General features: G+C 40.1%; 19 protein-coding genes. 12 read left to right on the top strand and 7 right to left on the bottom strand.

Going from position 1 to position 23,341, the window contains the following annotated elements; all coding sequences use genetic code 11:
* Positions 1–18: 18 nt before the first annotated feature.
* On the bottom strand, positions 19–705 hold the full coding sequence (gene pnuC, locus E0709_RS01795) for a nicotinamide riboside transporter PnuC (RefSeq protein WP_132299942.1): 687 nt from the start codon (positions 703–705) through the stop codon (positions 19–21).
* A gap of 200 nt (positions 706–905) precedes the next feature.
* On the opposite strand from pnuC, the gene rapA reads away from it, so the two are divergent.
* Entirely contained in the window at positions 906–3,800 is a 2,895-nt protein-coding gene (rapA, locus tag E0709_RS01790) for an RNA polymerase-associated protein RapA (RefSeq protein ID WP_132300288.1), read from the top strand.
* A 79-nt stretch (positions 3,801–3,879) separates the two neighbouring features.
* On the opposite strand, the gene E0709_RS01785 is transcribed toward rapA, so the two are convergent.
* Genes E0709_RS01785 through E0709_RS01775 form a run of 3 tightly spaced genes read right to left on the bottom strand, consistent with a single transcriptional unit; the run spans position 3,880 to position 6,294 of the window.
* Positions 3,880–4,830 (bottom strand): ABC transporter substrate-binding protein, encoded by a 951-nt coding sequence (locus E0709_RS01785; protein WP_132299940.1) that lies wholly within the window; start codon positions 4,828–4,830, stop codon positions 3,880–3,882.
* A 10-nt stretch (positions 4,831–4,840) separates the two neighbouring features.
* Positions 4,841–5,587, bottom strand: a complete 747-nt coding sequence (locus E0709_RS01780; protein ID WP_132299938.1) for an ABC transporter permease — start codon at positions 5,585–5,587, stop codon at positions 4,841–4,843.
* Complete coding sequence (locus tag E0709_RS01775; RefSeq protein ID WP_132299936.1) at positions 5,584–6,294, bottom strand: ABC transporter ATP-binding protein; 711 nt, start codon at positions 6,292–6,294, stop codon at positions 5,584–5,586. Before E0709_RS01775 ends, E0709_RS01780 begins: the two co-directional genes overlap by 4 nt.
* Before the next feature lie 111 nt (positions 6,295–6,405).
* On the opposite strand from E0709_RS01775, the gene rluA reads away from it, so the two are divergent.
* The 6 genes from rluA to ruvX all read left to right on the top strand — a co-directional run bounded on the left by rluA (position 6,406) and on the right by ruvX (position 12,530).
* Positions 6,406–7,065, top strand: coding sequence for a bifunctional tRNA pseudouridine(32) synthase/23S rRNA pseudouridine(746) synthase RluA (rluA, locus tag E0709_RS01770; protein WP_132299934.1), 660 nt, complete (start codon positions 6,406–6,408; stop codon positions 7,063–7,065).
* A 283-nt stretch (positions 7,066–7,348) separates the two neighbouring features.
* Positions 7,349–10,231 (top strand): DNA polymerase I, encoded by a 2,883-nt coding sequence (polA, locus tag E0709_RS01765; protein ID WP_132299932.1) that lies wholly within the window; start codon positions 7,349–7,351, stop codon positions 10,229–10,231.
* Entirely contained in the window at positions 10,231–11,046 is an 816-nt protein-coding gene (gene nudC, locus E0709_RS01760; protein ID WP_132299930.1) for an NAD(+) diphosphatase, read from the top strand. The genes polA and nudC overlap by 1 nt, the downstream gene beginning before the upstream one ends.
* A 34-nt stretch (positions 11,047–11,080) precedes the next feature.
* Positions 11,081–11,554, top strand: a complete 474-nt coding sequence (locus tag E0709_RS01755) for a low molecular weight protein-tyrosine-phosphatase (protein WP_132299928.1) — start codon at positions 11,081–11,083, stop codon at positions 11,552–11,554.
* The gene (locus E0709_RS01750) at positions 11,551–12,108 is read left to right on the top strand and encodes a YqgE/AlgH family protein (protein WP_132299926.1); all 558 of its coding nucleotides are present in this window, start codon (positions 11,551–11,553) and stop codon (positions 12,106–12,108) included. The genes E0709_RS01755 and E0709_RS01750 overlap by 4 nt, the downstream gene beginning before the upstream one ends.
* Positions 12,108–12,530 (top strand): Holliday junction resolvase RuvX, encoded by a 423-nt coding sequence (gene ruvX, locus E0709_RS01745; protein ID WP_132299924.1) that lies wholly within the window; start codon positions 12,108–12,110, stop codon positions 12,528–12,530. The genes E0709_RS01750 and ruvX overlap by 1 nt, the downstream gene beginning before the upstream one ends.
* A 53-nt stretch (positions 12,531–12,583) precedes the next feature.
* Here ruvX and uspA read toward each other — a convergent pair whose 3' ends face one another.
* Positions 12,584–13,009, bottom strand: coding sequence for a universal stress protein UspA (uspA, locus tag E0709_RS01740; protein WP_132299922.1), 426 nt, complete (start codon positions 13,007–13,009; stop codon positions 12,584–12,586).
* A gap of 156 nt (positions 13,010–13,165) precedes the next feature.
* Between uspA and mazG the strand changes: the two genes are divergently transcribed.
* On the top strand, positions 13,166–13,963 hold the full coding sequence (gene mazG, locus E0709_RS01735) for a nucleoside triphosphate pyrophosphohydrolase (protein ID WP_132299920.1): 798 nt from the start codon (positions 13,166–13,168) through the stop codon (positions 13,961–13,963).
* Positions 13,964–14,029: 66 nt separating this feature from the next.
* On the opposite strand, the gene udp is transcribed toward mazG, so the two are convergent.
* Together udp and E0709_RS01725 are read right to left on the bottom strand one after the other, a co-directional pair.
* Positions 14,030–14,797, bottom strand: a complete 768-nt coding sequence (gene udp, locus E0709_RS01730) for a uridine phosphorylase (protein ID WP_132299918.1) — start codon at positions 14,795–14,797, stop codon at positions 14,030–14,032.
* A 73-nt stretch (positions 14,798–14,870) separates the two neighbouring features.
* On the bottom strand, positions 14,871–15,716 hold the full coding sequence (locus E0709_RS01725; protein ID WP_132299916.1) for a BRO-N domain-containing protein: 846 nt from the start codon (positions 15,714–15,716) through the stop codon (positions 14,871–14,873).
* A 326-nt stretch (positions 15,717–16,042) separates the two neighbouring features.
* Between E0709_RS01725 and deoC the strand changes: the two genes are divergently transcribed.
* The 4 genes from deoC to tamB all read left to right on the top strand — a co-directional run bounded on the left by deoC (position 16,043) and on the right by tamB (position 23,331).
* A complete protein-coding gene (deoC, locus tag E0709_RS01720; protein ID WP_132299914.1) occupies positions 16,043–16,717 on the top strand; it encodes a deoxyribose-phosphate aldolase in 675 nt (224 codons plus the stop codon).
* A 36-nt stretch (positions 16,718–16,753) separates the two neighbouring features.
* Positions 16,754–17,509 carry a DNA-binding transcriptional repressor DeoR gene (gene deoR / locus E0709_RS01715; RefSeq protein WP_132299912.1) on the top strand — a complete coding sequence of 252 codons (756 nt, stop codon included), beginning with the start codon at positions 16,754–16,756 and terminating at the stop codon, positions 17,507–17,509.
* A 216-nt stretch (positions 17,510–17,725) separates the two neighbouring features.
* Positions 17,726–19,411, top strand: a complete 1,686-nt coding sequence (gene tamA, locus E0709_RS01710) for an autotransporter assembly complex protein TamA (protein WP_243640841.1) — start codon at positions 17,726–17,728, stop codon at positions 19,409–19,411.
* A 2-nt stretch (positions 19,412–19,413) separates the two neighbouring features.
* Entirely contained in the window at positions 19,414–23,331 is a 3,918-nt protein-coding gene (gene tamB, locus E0709_RS01705) for an autotransporter assembly complex protein TamB (RefSeq protein WP_132299910.1), read from the top strand.
* The last annotated feature ends 10 nt before the right edge of the window (positions 23,332–23,341 follow it).

Raw genomic sequence — 23,341 nt, 5'->3', positions numbered from 1 at the left:
TTTCCCCTTAACGAATGCTTATTTACTTGCCACTTTGACTAATTTCGTCCAGTTATAATACCCATAAATAGAGTTCAACAAGTAACCGCTATACATAATATACATTGCTGGTGTTTCCGCCCATAACACAATAGAGAGAACATTCAACAGGATCCATAACGCCCATTGTTCACGATAACGCAGAATCATCAAAAGTTGAGCGGCAAAAGTGATAATTGTAGTGGTGCCATCTAAAGCGGCGGAACTGCCACCAGCCGCTTTTACTGCCTGAATAAAGAAGAATGAACACACCGCAATACTCACTAATAAAATCAGCCAACCTGTTGGTGTTAAGGCTTTAGCAATCACTTCTTCATTGCCTTGTTGGTCATTTTGCATATTCGCTTTCCACATAAAATAACCAATAAATTGGGCTGGAATATACACATACAAGGTGGTATTCATTTCGCCAATAAAATTACTCCCCCAAGCCACATAAAAATAAGTATAAGCAAAAATAAGCCCGAAGAAGTAGTTACTGATTTTTCCTTTACTGACGAAAATAACACATAACAATCCGGCAATTCCTGAAATCATTCCCAGTGGTGAATCTGGCTCTTGTACATACGCCCAAATTTGAGCCCCAACAAAAACCACAATCCATAGAGTTTCAATCGTATTCCAACCACCAAAGAATTCTTTTTTAATGGCATTGATATAGTTCATAACAGGTTCCTTAATATTAATAACAAACAGACGAATTGTTGCACCGCACTTTAGTGAAGTCAAGTATAAATTACAAAACATACCTAATTAAATTATTAAATTATCATTATGGAAAATATCTAATACATAAATTTCAATTTTATTTTTGCTCATTTTTGCTAAAATACGCCTCCAATTTATAACAAGAGTGTCCCCACATGATGTCATTTGCTATCGGTCAACGTTGGATCAGCGAAAGCGAGAACGATCTCGGTTTAGGCGTGATCACCGAGCTTAATCACCGCAGTGTCACCATTTTTTTCCCTGCATCAGAAGAAACCCGAATGTATGCCATTGCCACCGCCCCCTTAACCCGTGTGCTGTTCAAAAAGCACGATCACATCACACATCAACAAGGCTGGCAGGCCAAAATCGTCGATACGATCATCAATAATAATATTGCCCTGTATTTAGCCCAACGCCTAGATAATGGCGAAGAAATGGTGATCAAAGAAATAGAACTCGCCAGCAATATCAGTTTTAGCCAACCACAAGATAAATTATTCGCAGGACAAATTGATCGCTCAGATCGCTTTGTTTTGCGTTATCGTGCTTTACAACATCAACAGGCACAATTTCAATCTCCTTTACGTGGACTATGTGGTATTCGAGCGGGTTTAATTCCCCACCAACTACATATTGCCAAAGAAGTAGGACAACGTATTGCACCACGAGTATTGTTAGCAGATGAAGTTGGGTTAGGTAAAACCATTGAAGCTGGCATGATTTTACAACAACAAATTTTTGCCGAACGTGCCGATCGAGTATTAATCCTGCTGCCAGAAACCTTGCAACATCAATGGCTAGTGGAAATGCTACGCCGTTTTAATTTGCATTTTTCGCTATTTGATGAAGAACGTGCTGGCGATTTTGTTGCAACCGAAGATGAACAAGAGCGAAATCCTTTTGATACGGAAAACCGCATTATTTGTTCCATTGATTGGTTGGTGGCAAATCCAAAACGAATGCAACAGTTAATTGCAAGCCAATTTGATATGTTGATTGTAGATGAAGCACATCATTTACAATGGTCACCTGAAAATCCAAGTACAGCATATCAGTTAGTAGAAACCTTAGCTCAACAAATTCCGTCTGTATTACTCCTCACTGCCACGCCTGAACAACTCGGACAACAAGGGCATTTCGCCCGCTTACGCTTATTAGATAATGACCGTTTTTATGATTACCATGCGTTCTTACAAGAACAGCAAAATTATCAACCTGTTGCCAAGGCAGTACAAACTTTACTGACCCAAAAACCTCTAAGTGCGGTGCAAAAAAACGCCATTTCTGATCTGTTATCCGAACAAGATATTGAGCCACAATTTAAGGTATTAGAGAGCCATAACGAACCAGAAAAAACCAGCGTTCGACAAGAACTCATTCGTCATCTGATCGACCGTCACGGTACCAGTCGATTGTTATTCCGTAATACCAGATCAGGCGTAAAAGGCTTTCCGCAACGGATTTATCATCAGATCACCCTTGAATTACCTAAGCAATATGAAAATACCATGAAAGTGATGCGTTCTCTCGGTGAAAAGGTTGAGCGGGGTTTATTTTATCCAGAACAGCTGTTTCAGAAAATGAATGACCATGCTAAATGGTACGAATTTGATCCCCGTTTTGATTGGTTGGTCACGTTCTTAAAAAATCACCGCACGGAGAAAGTGTTAGTGATTTGCCAACTGGCTCAAACTGCGATTCAGTTAGAGCAAGCCTTGCGAGAAAAAGAAGGGATTCGTAGTGCGGTATTTCATCAAAATATGTCGATTATTGAACGAGATCGTGCCGCTGCTTACTTTGCGGATCAAGAACAAGGCGCTCAAGTATTACTCAGTTCAAGCATCGGTTCAGAAGGGCGAAATTTCCAATTTGCGCAACATTTAGTACTGTTTAACTTGCCAAGTAATCCTGATTTATTAGAACAATGTATCGGGCGTTTAGACCGAATCGGGCAAACTAAAGCAATTCAAATTCATGTCCCTTGTTTTGCTCAAACGCCACAAGCCTTGTTAGCCGATTGGTATCACCAAGGCTTAAATGCCTTTGAACAAACCTGCCCAATGGGGGCAATGTTATTTGAAAAGTGCGGTGAAAAATTACAACATTTTTTACAACATCCTTCCGCACTTGATGGTTTTGCCGATTTCATCAAAGAAACAGCTAAACAACGTGCCAAGCTGAAAGACGAACTCGAAAATGGACGAGATCGCTTACTGGAATTAAATTCCAACGGTGGCATTCAGGCTCAACAGTTGGCAAATCAAATTGCCGAGCAAGACAACAGCCCTGAATTAATCAATTTCACCTTAAATTTATTCGATATTATTGGCGTAGAACAAGAAGACTTAGGCGAACAATCCATTGTCATTACACCCACTGGCACGATGTTAGTACCTGATTTCCCTGGCTTAAAAGAAGACGGTATCACGGTAACATTTAGCCGAGATGTTGCCTTAGCACGTGAAGATGTCGAATTTCTCAGTTGGGATCACCCCATGTTACGCAACGGCATTGACTTAGTCTTGTCTAGCGATATTGGAAAAACTGCCACTTGCTTGTTAAACAATAAAAGAATACCGACAGGGACATTATTATTAGAATGTATTTACGTAGTGGAAAGCCAAGCGCCAAAAGGTTTGCAGCTAAACCGTTTTTTACCCCCTACGCCTGTACGCTTATTGTTAGATAGCAAAGGCAATAATCTCGCTCCCAATGTGACATTCGAACATCTTGAAAAACAGCTTAAACCGATGGCAAAAACCATGGCAAGCAAAATGGTGAAAATGGTTCGCCCCAATTTAGAACAAATGCTTAAGGCTGGAGAAAACTTGATGATGCTTGAGTCTAAACAAATTATTACGCAAGCCAAACAGTTGGCAGATAAACAATTAAGCGAAGAACTAGAACGCCTGACAGCATTAAAAGCTGTCAATCCAGCTATTCGGCAAGATGAAATTAACAGCTTAGAGACAATGCACCAACAAGCATTACAACATTTACAACAAGCTCGCTGGCGATTGGATAGTTTGAGAGTGATAGTGAGCCAATAAAAAGACCCCATACGATGATCTGTCTCTCAATCTTGGATACTTTCCCAACATAGGGGACAGATCACCGTATCGCGTAAAATTAACGTGCCGGCTCTACCGCATAATTCTCTAAAACAGGCACCGCTTTAATTAATTTGCTGTCTAGCATAAACTGTGCCACTTGTTGATACAATTCTTGGTTTAACTGACGAGTGTTATCAGTAAGTAATGGAATAGTGTCTTGCCAAGCACGACGATTGAGTTCGTTGTTTAACTCTTGTGGCTTGTAATTGACAAAATCTTGCCAAGCTTGATCTGGATTTTGTTTAATATAGGCTGTCGCCTGTTCAATGGCAGTGAGAAATTTGTTAATGTTGACATCATTTTGTTTTCCTGCTTGTGCCACAAAAATCAGTTCTTCATAACTTGGTACGCCATATTGCTCAGGGTAGAATAATCTGCCTTGATGTCCTTCAAGGTTTAATTCGTGCAATTCAAAATTACGAAATGCACCGATCACCGCATCGACCTGTTTACTTAACAAGGATTGCGATAACGCCCAGTTTACATTGACTAATTCCACATCATTGCGAGTAAGTCCTACCGTACTAAGCATTCTTTCCAATAAAGAATCTTCAAAACCACTGACGGAAAAACCGATTTTTTTACCTTTTAAATCGGCTAAACTTTTAATTTGGCTACTTTCCAGTACCGTTAATGAATTAAGTGGTGTACCAATGATGGTACCGACTCGTACCAAAGGTAATCCTTGCTCTACTTGCATAACCAGCTGAGGCTGATAATTCACCGCAAGATCACCCTGCCCTGCGGCGACTAATTTAGGTGGCATGGACGGATCAGTCGGTTCAATAATCTCTACATCTAATCCCTGTTGTGCAAAAAATCCTTTTTGTTGAGCAATAATAATATTAGCGTGATCAGGGTTAACAAACCAATCCAGCAACAAGGTCAGTTTTTCATTAGCTTGTGCTGAGAATGCCACTCCCAATATCGCCCAAACTGCGGTTAAAAATGTGAAGATTTTTTTCATAAGATGTCTCCTAACGTAAATGGCTAGCCCAAGGTAGCCAAAGGTTTAACAATTTATCTACTATAAAATACAAGCAGAGCGTAACAACTAATAAAACCAACAATGCAGCAAACATTAAATCCACTTGCATACGTGCATTGGCGTGTAACATTAAATAACCTAACCCTTGTGATGAACCGACCCATTCTCCCACCACGGCGCCAATAGGCGCAATGCTGACGGCAATGCGTAACCCCGATGCCAAAGATGGAAGTGCGGCGGGTAAACGCACTTTAAATAACATCGACCAAGGGGAAATTTGCATCGTTTGCGCTAATTCCAACCAAGCTTTTGGCGTATTGCGTAAACCATCATAACAAGCCGCAGTAACCGGAAAATAAATAATTAATATTGTCATGGCGATTTTTGATGCCATTCCATAACCAAACCACACCACCAACAAGGGGGCAATAGCAAAGACAGGAATGGCTTGTGAAATCACTAATAACGGCAATAGCAAAGAACGAAGCCATTTGGATAATGCCAGTAATAAAGCGGAAATCAGCCCTAATATTAACCCTAACAGCAATCCAAGTAGAATTTCAAGGCAAGTGACTTTAGCATGTAACCATAACAAATCCGATCGTTCCGTCACTTTATTCCCCACGTCCATTGGACTTGGCAATAAATAATGCGGAAGTGCTAAAAAATACACCGCACTTTGCCAAATAAGACAAAGAGAAAAACCAAGTAACACTATTTTTAACAAGGACTTCATGGATTATCTCCAAGTAATTCACGAAATAATCGTTGTTCCAGTTGCCATAATTGTGGATCTTGTGAAAACCTTGGTGCAGTACTTGCAGGTACAATTGGATCAGATAATTGTGCAGGATGATTTTTCAACACCAAAATACGATCTGCCAAACGCAATGCTTCTTGTGGGTCATGGGTAATTAACAGTACAGTTTTATCTTTCAGTAACTGCCGAGCAAGCTGTTGTAACTGCAATCTTGTCACCGCATCTAGTGCAGAAAAAGGCTCGTCCATTAAAATTAAGTCTGCGTCTAACATCAGTGTGCGAGCCAATGCCACACGTTGCCTCTGCCCGCCTGAAAGTTGATAACAGGGTTTATGTTTGTGAGCCAACATATTCACTGCTTGCAATAAATCTTCGGCTTTTCGTTGGGTTTTGGGGTTGGTTTTACCTTGTAAATGTGCCTGTAATTGCACATTATCCAACACCGAAAGCCAAGGGAAAAGACTGTCTTGCTGTGCAAGCCAAGCTAACCTTGTGTTTTCTGCCAGCATAATTTTACCTTGATAATCTTTTTCTAATCCTGCAATCAAGCGTAAAAGCGTAGATTTACCAATTCCTGATGCACCTAGCAATGCTGTCCATTGGCGAGAAGCTAAACTAAAATTAAAATCACGGAAAATCATTTGATCTTCAAAAGAAAAACAAAGTTTATGAATTTCAACCATATTTATCACACACTATAAACAAGTATCATTATCATAATATAACGATTTACTAAAATCAAAACTAAAATCATGCTAAAATGCACCGCACTTTTACCTAAAAACTGAAACATTATGGCGTTAATTGACTACAATCCCCCGACTGAACCTTGGCTTGATATTGTTTACCATGATAATCATATTATGGTGGTCAACAAACCTAGTGGTTTACTTTCTGTGCCGGGCAATCAACCGCAATATCGTGACAGTGCTATGAGTCGTATTAAAGATAAATACGGCTTTTGTGAACCTGCACATCGCCTTGATATGGCGACCAGCGGGATTTTGCTGTTTGCCATGAGCAAAGCTGCCGACAGCGAACTCAAACGTCAATTTCGTGAACGAGAAACGGAAAAGCATTATCAAGCCTTAGTGTGGGGACACATTAAAGCCGAACGTGGCAGCGTGAATTTGCCGTTAATTTGTGACTGGGAAAACCGCCCACGTCAACGGATTGATTTTGTGTACGGCAAACGTGCCGTGACGGAATTTGAGGTGTTAGAACGTTTGCCGAATAACAGCACAAGAGTAAAACTTACTCCAATTACGGGGCGTTCCCATCAATTACGTTTACACATGCTGGCGTTAGGGCATCCGATTCTAGGCGATAAATTTTATTCGCCACCACAAGCCAAAGCCATGTCACCAAGATTGTGTTTGCATGCGGAAAGTTTGACCATTCATCACCCAATAACCAAGGAAAAAATGACGTTCAGCCGTACTGCTGAATTTTAATCGTTAATAGCTAAATCTTATTTTTAGATGGGGCAAATCTTCCCGCCTTATGTGTAGCTGTGCCATGAAAGTATTATTGAACATTCTATTGATAATCTGTGTAACATTGCATCACGCAGTATGCAATATACTGACCGTCAGGTAATTGAGATTATGGTGAGCAAGCCTAAACTTTAGATTTAGTCTGCTAAAGTGCGGTGGGAAAACCTTTCACTTTTTCACCGCACTTTTCTCTTGAATTAGGCTATAATAAATAAAAATTAGCCCAAATTCGAGAGATGTTATGACCCAAATTGCCCCAAATCCCCTCGTCCTAGTGGACGGTTCGTCTTATTTATATCGTGCCTTTCATGCCTTTCCCCCCTTAACCAATTCGCAAGGTGAACCGACTGGGGCAATGTATGGCGTGCTGAATATGATCAAAAGCCTAATTTCGCAAGTACAACCGAGCCATATTGCGGTGGTGTTTGATGCTAAGGGCAAAACCTTTCGTGATGAACTGTTTGAGCAATATAAATCCCATCGCCCACCGATGCCTGATGAATTGCGGTCGCAGATTGAACCGTTACATCAGATGATTCGGGCATTAGGCATTCCGTTATTATCCATTGAAGGCGTGGAAGCTGATGATGTGATCGGTACGCTTGCCATGCAGGCGGCAAGTGTGGGGAAAAATGTGCTCATTTCTACCGGCGATAAGGATATGGCACAGCTGGTTAATCAGCATATTATGCTGATTAATACCATGAATAATAGTCTGTTAGATCGTGCTGGTGTGATAGAAAAATATGGCATTCCACCTGAATTGATTATTGATTATTTGGCGTTAATGGGCGATAGCTCGGATAATATTCCCGGTGTTGCTGGCGTGGGTGAAAAAACCGCATTGGGCTTGTTACAAGGGATTGGGTCAATGACGGAAATTTATGCTAATCTCGATAAAGTTGCCGATTTGCCGATTCGTGGTGCGAAAAAATTAGGCGAAAAATTGTTAGTCTCCAAGGCAGATGCGGATTTGTCCTATGTGTTAGCCACCATTAAAACCGATGTCCCGTTAGAAGTGAGCCATGATCAACTCCAAATCGGTACAGCGAATAACGATCAGCTTGCCGAATATTTTGGGCGATATGAATTTAAACGTTGGTTAAATGAAGTATTGAACGGCGAAAGTTCCGTGACGAATCCAACAGAGCAAACAGTAAAGATTAATCCTTATCAGGCGACAGCTAATATTGCCAAAGAAGAAAAAATTGAGCAAAGTGCGGTGAAAAATTCGGTAAAAATTGACCGCACTTTATATCAAACGATCACGACAGAAACACAGTTAAATCAGTGGATTAAACAAATTGAGCAAGCCAAATTAGTGGCGGTGGATACCGAAACTAACGCCCTTGATGCCATGCAAGCGGAATTAGTTGGTATTTCCTTTGGATTAGAAAATGGCAAAGCCTGTTATATTCCCTTAGGGCATTGTAAGCCAATGGCGGTACATCATGATAACGGACAAGGGGATTTATTCGCCGATGCCGAAAGCCCAGAAATGCAATGGAAATTAATTGAAAATCAATTAGATAAACAATATTGTTTAAGCCAATTAAAACCTTTGTTAGAGAACGCTAACATCAAAAAAATCGGACAAAATATTAAATATGATTTAACGATTTTTGCTAACCATGGCATTGTCGTGCAAGGGGTGCAATTTGATACCATGTTAGAAAGCTATGTGTTAAACAGTACAGGGCGACATAATATGGACGATTTAGCCGAACGTTATCTCGGACATCAAACCATTGCGTTTGAAACCTTAGCGGGCAAAGGCAAAAACCAACTCACCTTTGATCAGATTGAGTTAGATAAAGCCGCCGAATATGCGGCAGAAGATGCCGATGTGACCATGAAATTACATCAAACCTTATGGCAAGAATTACAGGCGACACCTGAGCTGATTACGTTATTTGAACAAATTGAATTGCCGTTAGTCACGGTACTTTCTCGCATTGAACGGCACGGTGTGTTAATTGATAAGCAAGCGTTGGCAACACAATCTGCGGAAATTAGCGTGCGATTGAATGAGCTAGAACAACAGGTGCATCAAGAAGCAGGCGAAACCTTTAATTTGGCATCCACCAAGCAATTACAAGAAATTCTGTTTGAAAAGCTCGCTTTGCCAGTCATTGCCAAAACCCCGAAAGGCTCGCCATCTACCAATGAAGAAGTGTTAGATGAATTGGCTCAACAAGGGCATATTGTGCCAAAATTGCTGATTGAACATCGTGGTTTAGCCAAGTTAAAATCCACTTACACCGATAAATTACCTTTGATGATTAATCCGAAAACAGGGCGAGTACATACATCCTATCATCAGGCAGTAACCAGTACTGGACGGCTTTCATCCAGCGATCCCAATTTACAGAATATTCCTATTCGCAATGAAGAAGGGCGTAAAATTCGCCAAGCCTTTATTGCCAGAGAGGGCTTTAAAATCGTGGCAGCGGATTATTCACAAATTGAATTACGCATTATGGCACATTTATCAGGCGATCAAGGTTTAACTAATGCTTTCCAACAAGGCAAGGATATTCACCGTGCCACCGCAGCGGAAATTTTTGGCTTGCCACTAGACGATGTCAGCAGTGAACAACGGCGTAGTGCCAAAGCGATTAACTTTGGTTTGATTTATGGCATGTCAGCCTTTGGTCTTGCTCGTCAGCTCGGTATTGCTCGGGGTGAAGCACAAAAATATATTGATTTGTATTTCCAACGCTATCCAAATGTACAAACCTTTATGACGGACATTCAAGCCAAGGCAAAAGCTCAAGGCTATGTGGAAACCCTATTCGGTCGCCGTTTATATTTGCCTGACATTCATTCCAGCAACACCATGCGAAGAAAAGGGGCGGAGCGTGTGGCAATTAATGCACCAATGCAAGGGACGGCGGCGGATATTATTAAAAAAGCCATGATTACCTTAGATAACAAAATTCAAAATAATCCAGATATTGTGATGATTATGCAAGTTCACGATGAATTGGTATTTGAAGTGCGGTCGGAAAAAATCGAAGAATTTAGCCAACTGATTAAAACCGAAATGGAAAATGCGGCTCAATTAAGCGTGCCATTAATCGTGGATGTGGGTGTAGGCAATAACTGGGACGAAGCACACTAATGAAAATGATCAGCAATGAAACGGGCTACTGGTTAATTCACCAAGCCCAACAAATTTATTTCCCTAACAATGATTTGCCTTTTGGCAGTGCGGAACAATTAGGTTTAATCGGTAAGCAAGCCACCCAAATTGGCGAATGGCATAATGCACCACTGTATTTGGTGCAAGAAGAAACGACCAATAAAAACACGGCAAATGAACAACGAGAATGGACAACTTTACGTGCTTTATTAAGTTTACCTAAAACACAATTTTATTTGCTCAATCGTGGCATTGAACTCAATCATTTCTTTAAAACCCATCAATTTTGCGGAAAGTGCGGTGAAAAAACCGCAGTCACTTGCGATGAATGGGCGGTGCAGTGCCAAAATGCTGCTTGTCATTATCGAGCCTATCCCGTGATTTGTCCGTCTATTATTGTTGCCGTTCGCCGTCATGACGAGATTTTACTGGCATGCCATCAACGCCATATCCGTAGCGATGGGAGTGCTGGATTATATACCACGCTGGCAGGTTTTGTGGAAGTAGGCGAAACCTTTGAGCAAACCGTAGAGCGTGAAGTGTTTGAAGAAACAGGGATTAAAGTGAAAAATATCCGTTATGTTGGTAGCCAACCTTGGGCGTTTCCCAATTCCCAAATGGTCGGCTTTTTAGCAGATTATGACAGTGGCGAAATTCAGTTGCAAGAAGCCGAAATTGTGGATGCCAGATGGTTCAAATATAATGAACCCATGCCTGAATTACCCCCACAAGGGACGATTGCGTTGGAATTAATTAAAGCCACATTGAAAATTTGCGAGCAATCCCCAAATTAACCCTATAACTTAATTAACAAAAACATAAGAAAATATGCAAAAAATCAAAATTCTCTTTGTATGTCTTGGCAATATTTGCCGTTCCCCTATGGCTGAATATTTAATGCGAGATAAAATTCAAAAAGCAGGTTTATCGGATTTTATTGAAACGGATAGTGCTGGCACATCAGGCGAAAATGATGGTGATGATATGCACTGTGGAACCGCCGATGTATTAGATCGCTTAAAGATTAAAAGTCATGATTTTGTTAGCCGCAAAGTGCGGTTAAAAGATCGAGAGAATTTTGATTATATCATCGCCATGGATAACCATAATTTATACGATTTACACCGCTTATTTGGCAAACAACAAAATATTTTTGCTATCGCCAGCCTTTGTCCTGATTTAGCTTATGATCATATTCCTGATCCTTGGTACACTGGACGTTTTGATGAAACCTATCAATTACTTGAGCAATGTTGCAATGCCCTATTAATTAAAATCAAACGAGAACATAAATTACCATGAATTTGCAAAATCACTTATTAATCGCAATGCCTACCATGGACGATGATTATTTTCATCGTGCGGTGATTTTTATGTGTGAACATAATGACAAAGGTGCCATGGGATTAGTCTTAAATCAACCAACAGATTTAAGCCTTACCGAAATGGTGGCAAAATTGCGTTTTATGATGTCTGATGACAAAGTTTATCCACAGGATTATGTGGTGGCTGGTGGACCTGTTAGTATTGAGCGTGGTTTTATTTTACACACCCCAACAGCACAATCTTTTCTACATAGTTATAAAATTAGTGACCGTTTACAGCTTACTACCTCTGCCGATGTAATTGATACTTTCGGTACACCAAATGCCCCTGAAAAATATTTGGTTGGCTTAGGTTGTGCCAGCTGGGTGAATGGTCAGTTAGAGCAAGAAATCGCTCAAAATATGTGGTTAGTGATGCCAGCAGATGAGCGGATTATTTTTGATGTAGCTTATCAAGATCGTTGGACAGAATCGCTAAAATTATTGGGGATTGATAGCCATAATTTAAGTGGTAAGGCAGGATATTGTTAATGGGGATCACCGTTCTCGCCTTTGATTTTGGCACCAAAAGTATCGGTTGTGCGGTGGGACAATCTATTACTGGCACGGCACAAGCCTTGACCGCCTTTAAAGCACAAGATGGTATTCCAAATTGGGACGCTATTGAGAAATTACTCAAAGAATGGCAACCCGATCGCCTTGTGGTCGGGTTGCCACTCAATATGGATGGCACCGAACAGGCTCTCACCTTACGAGCCAAAAAATTTGCCAACCGTTTACACGGGCGTTTTGGTTTACCTGTGGAATTGCAAGATGAACGCCTTACCACCGTGGATGCGAGAGCAGAAATTTTTCAACGTGGCGGTTTTAGAGCTTTGGATAAAGGCAAAGTGGATGGTATTTCGGCTTGTTTAATTTTAGAAAGTTGGTTTGAATTACACTCGAAAGAATAAAAAAGCACCGTACTTTTTTAAAAACACGGTGTTTTTCAATTAGTTATTCTTGATTATTCTTCTTTTAATGGTACCACCAACATATCAATGGTCACGATATTCATCAACTGACGAGTAGAAGACATCAACTTACTCCAGAAATCTTGGTGATGACCAGTGACCAAGAGATCTACATCATACTGTTCAATAGCATCAGCAAGCACTTGACCTAAATCACCACTGCCACTGAGTTTTTCACCAATTGGATAGCCGGCTTGTTCAGCCAATTGTAACAAAGCTTGTTGCGTTTCAGTGGAAATACGATCTTGCATGGATGACATATTAATATCAATTAAGCCGGTATAAAGATCAGAGAAATTGACATCAACATGGATAATGGACAGTTTAGCATTGTGCCGTTCTGCAATAGAGGCTGCCTTTTTTAATAATTTTGGGCTTTCATCAGAAAGATCAACGGCAACTAAAATATGTTTATACATAATATGCTCCTTAATTTCTCAGGTTGAACTTATTGTTTATTGGTATATTAACACCGATATTCTATAAAAAATGTGTACTAGATCACATTTTTGAAAAAAGATAAAAAATTTATTATTATGATGATGCTAAAAATAACACCACTAAGGAAAAACACGATGCGACATTCAATTCACGACTTTATACAACTTATTGCAAAATTAAGAGATCCCGATGGTGGTTGTCCATGGGATCTCAAACAAAATTACCATTCTATGATTCCCTGTTTAATTGAAGAAACTTACGAAACAGTGGATGCTATCGAAAAAAATGATGACTCTAATCTACGCGAAGAACTCGGCGATCTATTATTACAAGTGATCTTTTTCAGCCAACTAGCGAAAGAAGATGGCAAATTTACTTTTGACGATGTGGTTGATGAAGTGGCAAATAAAATCATTCGCCGTCACCCCCATGTTTTCGGGAATAAATCAGCTCACAATGAACAACAAGCTCTTGCGAATTGGAATGCGATGAAAGCTCAAGAAAAAGTTTCCCAAAACGCACCGCAGTCTATTTTAGATCATATTCCCCATGCTTTCCCTGCCTTATTACGAGCAGAAAAATTACAGAAGAAATGTGCGAACGTTGGTTTTGATTGGACGGATATTAACGATGTGTTTAACAAGGTACAAGAAGAACTGCAGGAAGTTAAACAAGAACTAAATCAACCACAATTAGATCAAACTAAAATCCAAGAAGAAATAGGTGATTTATTATTTGCCACGGTTAATTTAAGCCGTCATTTAAAATGTAATGCTGAAGAAAGCCTGCGCCAAGCCAACCATAAATTTGAACGCCGTTTTCGTGCCGTAGAAAATAAGTTACAGCAACAGAATAAGACTTTTGAACAGAGCAATTTGATAGAAATGGATATATTATGGGATGAAGTTAAGAAAGAAGAATCTTTAAAATAACCCACAAAACTGCGATGGAAATATTAAAATTTTCCACCGCACTTCCTCTCTTAGGCAATCAGATTATTAAACATAATCCAATGCTAGTTTGCCTGCCGCTTCTACTCCTACTGCGACTGCTTTTTGCTCAGTGCTATGAATGGTAGCTTCATTCGGAATTTCTTGTTGAGTACGATTAACAATCACCCCAGCAACCATGCCCGCACGTAATCCCAATGCACTACACATGGTGAACAATGTAGCAGATTCCATTTCAAAATTCATCACGTTAAGCTCCTGCCATTGTTCTAATGAGCCACGGAAATGACGATAAATTTTTCCGGTAAATGTATCATAACGCTCTTGTCCGGGGTAAAACGTATCAGATGATGCCGTAATGCCAACATAGGGCTGCACACCTTGGTGTTTAGCCGCTGCAAACAGCGCGTTGGTACAATCAAAATTAGCTACCGCAGGATATTCTAAAGGTGCAAAATGACCACTGGCACCGTCTAAACGCACCGCACCTGTGGTAATCAGTAAATCACCCACATTAATATGCGGTTGAATTGCCCCTGTCGTGCCAATACGTAAAAAAGTACGCACGCCTAATTGAGCCAATTCTTCTACACAAATAGACACCGAAGGTCCACCAATGCCTGTGGAACAAACCACAATAGGTTGTCCACCTACATAACCCAACCAAGAAGTAAACTCTCTGGTAGAAGCCAAAAACTCAGGATTATCCATTAATTTAGCAATACGCTCACTACGAGCAGGATCGCCCGGCACAATCGCCACTTTCGCCCCTTTTAACATGGCTTTCGTTAAACCTAAATGAAATACTTCTGACATATTATTCTCCTTTTTATTATGTGATTATTAATTTTTAACAAAATTATGGTATCTTTGTAACAAATAAACCTTGCTATTTTTTCTTAGCTTCACTGGAAACATAGCCAATTAATTGAGCAAAATCAATGGAATTTTGTTGCGTAATAACTGGTGTTCCCGTTTCTTTTTCCAAACTTTCTCGAGCGACCTTAGCCACATTTCCACCACGTTGTGCAACGGCCTTATTTTCTTCAAAACCAGCAGGATGGGTTATTTGAGTAATATCTTTGGTGGCAGCTTCTGCTAACATATTCAATACAAGCTCTGTAGTTGACATATTGTCACGTAAATTTTCTTTGTTTAACCCTTTGAAATTCTTATATTCTCTCGTTGTCATACCCGACCAAGCACGAGTAATCTCGTTGGTGAGCATCGCAAATTCTCGCCCAGCTTTCACGCCATGATCTTGCCAAGAATCAGTTAATTCTTTACGCACCTGAATGGATTGCAAACGCTGATTAATCCATTCTCTCGAATAACCTTTTTGCAGATAAGTTTGTAATGCTCGATCAATGGTCAGTTCTGGATCAATAATTTCATCAATTCTCTCTTTCCCCACCTCGGCTAACCACATTTTAAACGGTTCTGCTTTAGGGCTAGGAATGGATTGAATAATGCGGAAAATACCTGTCATATCAGCCACATCCGTTTCTCGCATTTTTCCATCACCTGCCAGCAATTTCAACTGTCGACAAAATGTCGACAGTTCAGATTTTTCTTCATCAGACATCCGTTTTTTAACACGATACCAGTAATCACGGGGATTAGGGCTTTCCGTCAATGCTTGCACCACATCTACAATACTAAAAAACCATTCTTCTTTTTCAGCATCCCAAATAGAACGAATTTGGCTGTTTTCAAATAATTTAATGTTACTCATTTTGCTAATCCTATCTTACTTATTACGAGAACATATTATAATAGTTATTTAAACAGTAAAATACTGTATATTCTATTTTTAGGAATCAAGATCACAGAAATACACAAAAGGTGCAGTAAATTTCACCGCACTTCCGAATAATTAAATCGTATTAATTTTTCAGCACAAGTATCTTATATGATATTTCTAACAAAATTTGTTTTATACAGTATAAATCAAATAAAATGTTATTTTTGTGACAAAGATCACAGAATTAAAAAATTTTTACTGTAAAATAGAAAAAAAGTTAAAATAATCACAAAAACCAAACAAAAAAGGACATTATTATGAAACCAAATGAATTAGCGAAATTTATTGACCATACTGCCCTAACCGCTGAAAAAACGGAAAAAGATATTGTGCAACTCTGCCAAGAAGCCCTAGCACATCATTTTTGTTCGGTGTGTATTAATTCGGGTTACATTCCGTTGGCGAAACAACAATTAGCAGGTTCGGATGTGAAAATCTGCACCGTAGTGGGTTTTCCATTGGGAGCGAATTTGTCGGCGGTGAAAGCCTTTGAAGCAGAGCAAGCGATTTCCGCTGGGGCGGAAGAAATTGATATGGTGATCAATGTGGGCTGGATTAAATCGGGCAAATGGGATGCAGTGCAAGCGGATATTCAAGCGGTGCTTGCGGCGTGCAAGAGTAAAACCTTGAAAGTGATTTTGGAAACCTGTTTGTTGACGAAAGATGAGATTGTCAAAGCCTGTGAGATCTGCCGTGATTTGAATGTGGGTTTTGTGAAAACATCCACTGGCTTTAATAAAGGCGGTGCGACGGTGGAAGATATTGCGTTAATGCGTCAAACGGTGGGAGAAAAATTAGGCGTGAAAGCATCAGGTGGGGTGCGTGATACGGAAACGGCGATGGCAATGATTAAAGCAGGGGCAACTCGTATTGGTGCCAGTGCAGGGATTGCAATTATTAGCGGTTTGCAAGATAATCAGGGCGGATATTAATTCCCCGATTCTAACCTAATGTCAAGCGAGCCTGTTATGGATAAAAAAGTACAATCCCGTATTCAGAAACTGGAATTTTTACTGAAACAGATGGACAAAATCCATTTGCGAGATGCGGCGGATATGCTGAATGTATCGGAAATGACCATTCGCCGTGATTTAAGCACCAATACAGGCTCGGTGGTGTTGTTAGGGGGTTATATAGTTAAAGATCCGCAGAAAGCCAATGATAATAACTATTTGATTTTTGAGCAAGAAACCAAACATATTGCGGAAAAAATGCAGGTAGGAAAATTGGCGGCGGAGCTAGTGCAAGACGGTGATGTGGTATTTTTTGATTGTGGTTCCACCGTTCCTTTCATCGCCTCTCAAATCAATTCTTCGATAAAATTCACCGCACTTTGTTGTTCCATTAATAGCTTTTTGGTGTTGCAAGAAAAGCCGCATTGCCATGTGATTTTGTGCGGTGGTCATTATTCCAGACACAATTCTTTTTTAACACCGATTCAGCTCAATACGGAACTGGATGCCATTTGCACCACCAAAGCCTTTATTTCAGCGGCTGGCGTAGATGTGAAACAGGGCGTGACCTGTTTTAATGTGGATGAAGCCAAAACCAAACACAAAGCGATGGTGAAAACCAAACAGGCGATTTTGGTGTTTGATCATTCTAAAGTAAATAAGGTGCAACAGGCGTATGTGGGAGATCTGGCGCAGTTTGATTTATTAGTTTGTGATCAGACCTTGCCTGTCATATTTAATACTATTAAATCGCCGATTTTAACAAAATAAATACTATTCAATAATTGCGAACTATCTCATTGAAATGTAAACTAAGACATTAAGAAAATAGGGGCAAGCCCTAAGAACAGTAATCGCTTTTACAGGTTGAATAAGATGAAATTTAGCAAGCAGTTGCCGTCTTTATTAGTATTGAGTTATGTCGTCGGTTATCCCCTGATGACCTTAGCGGAGCAAGGTGATTCCGCACAGAACGCTCCACCAGAGATGGCACAGAATGTCGTTACGCCAACAGTGAAAGTACGTTTGCAAGGCATTCAAGATGGAAAATTAAAAGAGAATGCGCAAATCTATATTAATGAAATTAGTGCAGAAGAGTCGGATGGTTCAGAACGTCATCAAGAATTAGTGCGCACTGCGTTGTATAAAGGTTTGCGGGTGTTGGGTTATTATGATTTTCAGCTTAACTTTAGTTTAGCACCGAATGGTAAAGAGCTAATTGCGAATGTGGAATTAGGCAACCCGGTGCGGATCGAACAAACGGATGTGCAGATTGAAGGAGATGCCAAAAAAGATGAAGCCTTTCTTGCCTTAAATAAAGATCTGCCGAAGAAAGGTGATATTGTTAATCACGAAAGCTATGATGATTATAAAAGTGCGGTGCAAAAATTAGCCGTTCAACGGGGTTATTTTGATGCAGATTTTTCTATTCACCGTTTAGAAGTGATGCCGTCTACCTATCAAGCTTGGTGGCGTTTGCTATTTGAAAGTGGCGCGCGTTATCGTTATGGTGAATTTCGTTTTAAAAACGCCCAAATTCGTGAAGATTATTTACGTAATATGTTAAATCTACAACAGGGCGAACCCTATTTGTTGAATGATGTGTTACAAGCGAATAATGATTATACCTCAACAGGTTGGTTTCAGTCGGTGCTGATGAAACCCACCTTAAATGAAGAAAATAAAACGGTGGATTTTGATGTCTTAATGTACCCGAAAAAGAAAAATTCGATGGAAGTAGGGATTGGTTATTCGTCTGATGTGGGACCACGTTTGCAATTAGGTTGGAAAAAACCTTGGATTAATAATCGCGGGCATAGTTTTTCATCAAGTTTCTATGTATCAGAGCCGAAACAAACCATTGAAATGGCGTATAAAATGCCACGTTTGAGAAGCCCGCTATATGAATATTATCAATTTAGCACGGGAATTGAAAACGAGGATGACAGTAGTACCGATACCAAATCTACCGCTATCACGTTCGGGGCATTGCGTTATTGGGATCATCCTAGCGGTTGGCAATATTCGTGGGGGGTAAGAACACGTTACGATAAATTTACCCAAGCCGATGTGAAAGATAAAACCTTTTTACTTTATCCCACGGGCAGCATTAGTCATAAATATTTGCAAGGTGGATTATTTCCTACTTGGGCTCACTCTATCAGTTTAACCGCAGACTGGGGAACTAAAGCCTTATTATCGGATGTGAATTTTCTGAGTTTACGTGCATCAGGCGCAGTGATTAAAACTTTTGCGGAAAATCATCGTGTAGTGAGCCGATTGGATATTGGTTGGTTACATACTGACGATTTGCATCGAATGCCGCCTGCCATGCGTTTTTTTGCCGGGGGAGATCGTAGTGTGCGTGGTTATGGTTATAAGAAAATTTCCCCCAAAGATAGCAATGGTAAGTTAATCGGCGCCTCTCGCTTAGCCACGGGATCACTTGAATATCAATATCAGGTTTATCCGAGTTGGTGGTTGGCAACGTTCTATGATGCAGGACTAGCCGCTAATTCTTATAGCACAGATGAATTGCGTTATGGCGCGGGTGTGGGGGTGCGTTGGGCGTCGCCAGTAGGCGCGATTAAATTTGATATTGCCACTCCTGTACGAGATAAAGACGATAGTAAAAATATTCAATTTTACATAGGATTAGGGGCGGAGATTTAGGGATGACAGAACCAGTTCAACAAAACGAAAATGTACCGCAATCTAGTCAATTAGTCGGTAGCAAAAAAAGCAAATTTTTACACCGCAGTTTAGTGGCAATAGGTGTATTAGTCGGTATTGCGGGTGCAGCAGGCTTGGGCGTTGCGGGCATAGTTGGCAGCGAAAGTGGTACGCAATGGGCGATTGGCTTAGCGGATAAATATGTGGACGGTTTAACCATTGGCGATGTACAAGGCAAATTACAACATGGGTTATTGTTAAAAGATGTGCAATTTCAATCTGCTGGCGTAGAAACGAATATTGCGCAAGCAGAATTAAAATTTGATTTTGGTTGCTTACTTAAAGCCGATATTTGTATTGAAAATTTACAGGTGCAACAGCCAGCTATTCATATTGATACGAGTAAACTACCACCATCTGAACCTGAACCCGAACAAGAAAATAGCGCAATGCAACGGATTACCCTGCCTGTTTCGATAGCGGTGAAAAATGTGGAAGTTGATAATCTGGCGTTAGGCATTGATAGCAATCAAATGCATTTAGGCAAATTTCACACGGCGGTGTTTTTAAATAATGAAGATGGATTAACCCTTGAACCCACGCAAATTAATGATTTAGCCTATATTTTCGCCGATTCTAGCGAGAAAAAAGAAGAGATTAATGAAGAACACCAACCAAGCGAGCCTGTTAATTGGCAACAAATTGAGCAAAGTTTAACCCCTGCTTTATTAGCCAACGTAAGCGAGATTATTTTGCCTTTTGATCTACATATTCCAGATATTTTGGGTAAAGATTGGCAATATCAACAAGTTATTGATGGCAAATTAGTTCAGCAAATTGATGTTCCCAAAGTACAAATTCAAGTAGATGCCACGGGTGCAACGGTAGCATTACAAACTTTACAGATTGACAGTTCGGTTGGCAATATTCAAGCGCAAGGAAATATCCAGTTAGATCAGGCTATGCCACTGAATTTAACCGTACACGCTGATCTCGATACCATTAAACAAGGTGATGAGATTTTATTGCCAAAATCTGTGGTGGATCTTTCCATTAGCGGAGATTTGAAAAAAAACACCGCACTTTCGCTTACCACCCAAGGTGTAGCAGATGCGATCTTGAATGCAGATGTGCAACTCAATAGCGAAAAAACGCCATTAAATTTAACCTTAAATGTGCCAAAGTTTAGTTATCCGTTTAACCAAACGGATGATCCACTCAACGTGCAAAATGTGACCCTTAATGTAACAGGTAACTTGCTTGATTACCAATTGACATTACATGGCAACGTAAAAGGCATGTCGGCACCCACAACCGATTTGGCATTACAAGCTAACGGTGGTATTTCGCACACGGAAATTGAAAAATTACAACTGAATGCCTTAGATGGTGCACTGGGTTTAATGGGGAAATTAAATTGGCGAGATGGCGTAGAATGGCAAGCGGAGACAGATTTAAACAAAATTAATCTCGGCGCTTATTTATCTTCATTTCCAGCGATATTATCGGGCAAATTAACTCACACAGGGCAAGTAAAAGGAGAGCGGTGGGCGATTGCGATGCCTGAATTAAATATTCAAGGATCGTTATCAAAAAATCCGTTAAGCCTAAAAGGTAGCCTAACATCAGATAATCAAGTCTTGCTCAATACGTCCCAAATTAGCCTAAATTATGGCGTAAATCATATTGTAGCAACCGGGACATTAACCGAACAATCAGATTTTCTGTTGGATATTAATGCCCCGAATTTAAAAGGTTTGTTACCTGATTTATCTGCCTCTGTCATAGGGAAAGCATATATTAAAGGCAAGCTCACGGAGCCTAATTTAGTGCTAGATTTAACGGGGAATAATATTCAGTTTCAAGACCTAAAAATAGCTAAAGTCATCGCAAAAGGCGAGGTAAGCACAGAACAACAAATTCAAGGTGATTTAAATGTAGAATTAAATGGATTCAGTCAAGGTGAGATTAAACTGAACAATGCTAAATTAACCGCATCAGGTAATGAAAAATCCCACCAATTACAATTACATTCCAGCGGTGAACCGGTGGCGGGAGGATTGAATTTATCGGGTAGTTTTGACCGCGGTTCACAAGTGTGGAAAGGCACATTAAGTCAAGTGGGGGTGAATTCACCGATTGGAGAAGTGAAAAACAGCCAAAATATTGATATTACTTTTGATAATAAACAAACCCTCGCAACCATTTCAAGTCACTGCTGGAAACATGCGGACATTGATTTATGTTTTCCACAAACCTTTAAAGTGGGTACAAATGGTGAAATTCCTTTCGATTTAAAACGGTTGAATCTAGCATTAGTGAATAAGTTAACCGAACAGGACGGCTTATTACAAGGTATCTTACGCAGTTCGGGTAGCTTGGCGTGGAATGAAAATAAACCGTTGAAATTGGATGTGCAACTAAATGGTGACGGCGTCAATGTGGCACAAAAAATGGATTACCGCACCTTTAAATTAGCTGTGCCTAGATTGGCGTTAAACGCACAGTTAGACAATGATAATTTGCAGGTGAAATCTGATATTCAGATTCAAAATAATGGTCGCATTAATGCCGATATGAAAATCAATGATATTATCAACGCGCGCAAATTATCAGGGACATTCAATATTAATGGTGTGAATTTAAATTTGGCGAACCAACTATTATCTAACGGTGAACAAATTTCAGGTAGTGTGACATCGCATTTAACTTTTGCCGGTGATTTAACCGCACCGTTATTAAACGGTTCATTTAATATCAATCAGTTAAAAGCGAAATTAAAATCATCACCGGTAGAAGTCACTGGCGGTGAGGTAGCGTTAAATTTTTATGGCAATCGTTCGACATTGAAAGGCGATATACAAACAGTAGACAGTCATTTAGTGTTAGAGGGTGATGCTGATTGGAAAAATATTGAGCAATGGAATGCGCGAGTAAATGCTCAAGCAGACAAATTCTTTATCAATATCCCAGCAATAGCAAAATTACGTGCTAGCCCAAATGTGACCGTGACAGCGACACCGAAATTGTTAGCATTAAGTGGCAATATTGATATTCCATGGGCAAGAATTGAAGTAGAAAGTTTACCGGAAAGTGCGGTGGCAGTAAGTAGTGATGAAGTGATTTTAGAAAACTTAAACCCATTAAAAAATGGTGATATTTTGGCGGCTCGTCAAATGGCAACGACCACTGAATCGGGGATGTTGATCACGTCAGATTTAGATATTAATATCGGTAAAGATGTTAATGTGAAAGCCTATGGGTTAGACAGTAATTTAGAAGGTAGATTAGCCGTTCGCCAAGAAAAGGGAGCGTTAGGTTTATATGGACAAGTTGACTTGAAACATGGACGTTACGCTTCTTTCGGGCAAGATTTAATCATTCGTAAAGGGCAAATTAGTTTTTCTGGATTACCCTCTCAACCATTGTTAAATATTGAAGCCATTCGTAATCCAGAAGCCATGGAAGATAGCAAAGTAACCGCCGGCATTAAAGTGACTGGGGTGGCGGACGCCCCTAGGGTAGAAGTATTCTCTGAACCAAGTCTGCCACAAGATCAAGCTTTATCGTATATTTTAACCGGTCGATCATTAGAAAGTAGTGGCGAAGCTGGTTCTAGCGGTTCAGTAGGGGCAGCCTTACTCGGTATAGGATTAGCCAAAAGTGGTAAACTGGTAGGAGGTATTGGTGAAGTTTTTGGCATTCAAGATTTAAATCTGGGTACCGCTGGAGTAGGCGATAGTTCTAAAGTGGTTGTGAGCGGTAATATTACGCCACGTTTAAAAATTAAGTATGGGGTGGGATTATTTGACGGCTTAGCCGAAGTCACTTTACGTTATCGTTTATTCCCACAATTTTTCTTACAATCCGTGTCAGGCGTCAATCAAGCCTTTGATGTATTGTATGAATTTGAATTTTAATTTTTGTGAA

This window comes from Lonepinella koalarum, from assembly GCF_004565475.1.
In the GTDB taxonomy this organism is placed as follows: Bacteria; Pseudomonadota; Gammaproteobacteria; order Enterobacterales; family Pasteurellaceae; genus Lonepinella; species Lonepinella koalarum.
This window is presented reverse-complemented; position numbering and strand designations above follow the sequence as displayed.

What these genes read in the sequence shown, in the direction of transcription:
- pnuC (WP_132299942.1), bottom strand. Translation starts at nt 705, where the DNA reads ATGAACTATATCAATGCCATTAAAAAAGAATTCTTTGGTGGTTGGAAT.
- E0709_RS01775 (WP_132299936.1), bottom strand. Translation starts at nt 6,294, where the DNA reads ATGGTTGAAATTCATAAACTTTGTTTTTCTTTTGAAGATCAAATGATT.
- rapA (WP_132300288.1), top strand. Translation starts at nt 906, where the DNA reads ATGTCATTTGCTATCGGTCAACGTTGGATCAGCGAAAGCGAGAACGAT.
- deoR (WP_132299912.1), top strand. Translation starts at nt 16,754, where the DNA reads ATGGATAAAAAAGTACAATCCCGTATTCAGAAACTGGAATTTTTACTG.
- udp (WP_132299918.1), bottom strand. Translation starts at nt 14,797, where the DNA reads ATGTCAGAAGTATTTCATTTAGGTTTAACGAAAGCCATGTTAAAAGGG.
- E0709_RS01750 (WP_132299926.1), top strand. Translation starts at nt 11,551, where the DNA reads ATGAATTTGCAAAATCACTTATTAATCGCAATGCCTACCATGGACGAT.
- E0709_RS01755 (WP_132299928.1), top strand. Translation starts at nt 11,081, where the DNA reads ATGCAAAAAATCAAAATTCTCTTTGTATGTCTTGGCAATATTTGCCGT.
- uspA (WP_132299922.1), bottom strand. Translation starts at nt 13,009, where the DNA reads ATGTATAAACATATTTTAGTTGCCGTTGATCTTTCTGATGAAAGCCCA.
- E0709_RS01780 (WP_132299938.1), bottom strand. Translation starts at nt 5,587, where the DNA reads ATGAAGTCCTTGTTAAAAATAGTGTTACTTGGTTTTTCTCTTTGTCTT.
- polA (WP_132299932.1), top strand. Translation starts at nt 7,349, where the DNA reads ATGACCCAAATTGCCCCAAATCCCCTCGTCCTAGTGGACGGTTCGTCT.
- E0709_RS01725 (WP_132299916.1), bottom strand. Translation starts at nt 15,716, where the DNA reads ATGAGTAACATTAAATTATTTGAAAACAGCCAAATTCGTTCTATTTGG.
- ruvX (WP_132299924.1), top strand. Translation starts at nt 12,108, where the DNA reads ATGGGGATCACCGTTCTCGCCTTTGATTTTGGCACCAAAAGTATCGGT.
- rluA (WP_132299934.1), top strand. Translation starts at nt 6,406, where the DNA reads ATGGCGTTAATTGACTACAATCCCCCGACTGAACCTTGGCTTGATATT.
- mazG (WP_132299920.1), top strand. Translation starts at nt 13,166, where the DNA reads ATGCGACATTCAATTCACGACTTTATACAACTTATTGCAAAATTAAGA.
- tamA (WP_243640841.1), top strand. Translation starts at nt 17,726, where the DNA reads ATGGCACAGAATGTCGTTACGCCAACAGTGAAAGTACGTTTGCAAGGC.
- E0709_RS01785 (WP_132299940.1), bottom strand. Translation starts at nt 4,830, where the DNA reads ATGAAAAAAATCTTCACATTTTTAACCGCAGTTTGGGCGATATTGGGA.
- nudC (WP_132299930.1), top strand. Translation starts at nt 10,231, where the DNA reads ATGAAAATGATCAGCAATGAAACGGGCTACTGGTTAATTCACCAAGCC.
- tamB (WP_132299910.1), top strand. Translation starts at nt 19,414, where the DNA reads ATGACAGAACCAGTTCAACAAAACGAAAATGTACCGCAATCTAGTCAA.
- deoC (WP_132299914.1), top strand. Translation starts at nt 16,043, where the DNA reads ATGAAACCAAATGAATTAGCGAAATTTATTGACCATACTGCCCTAACC.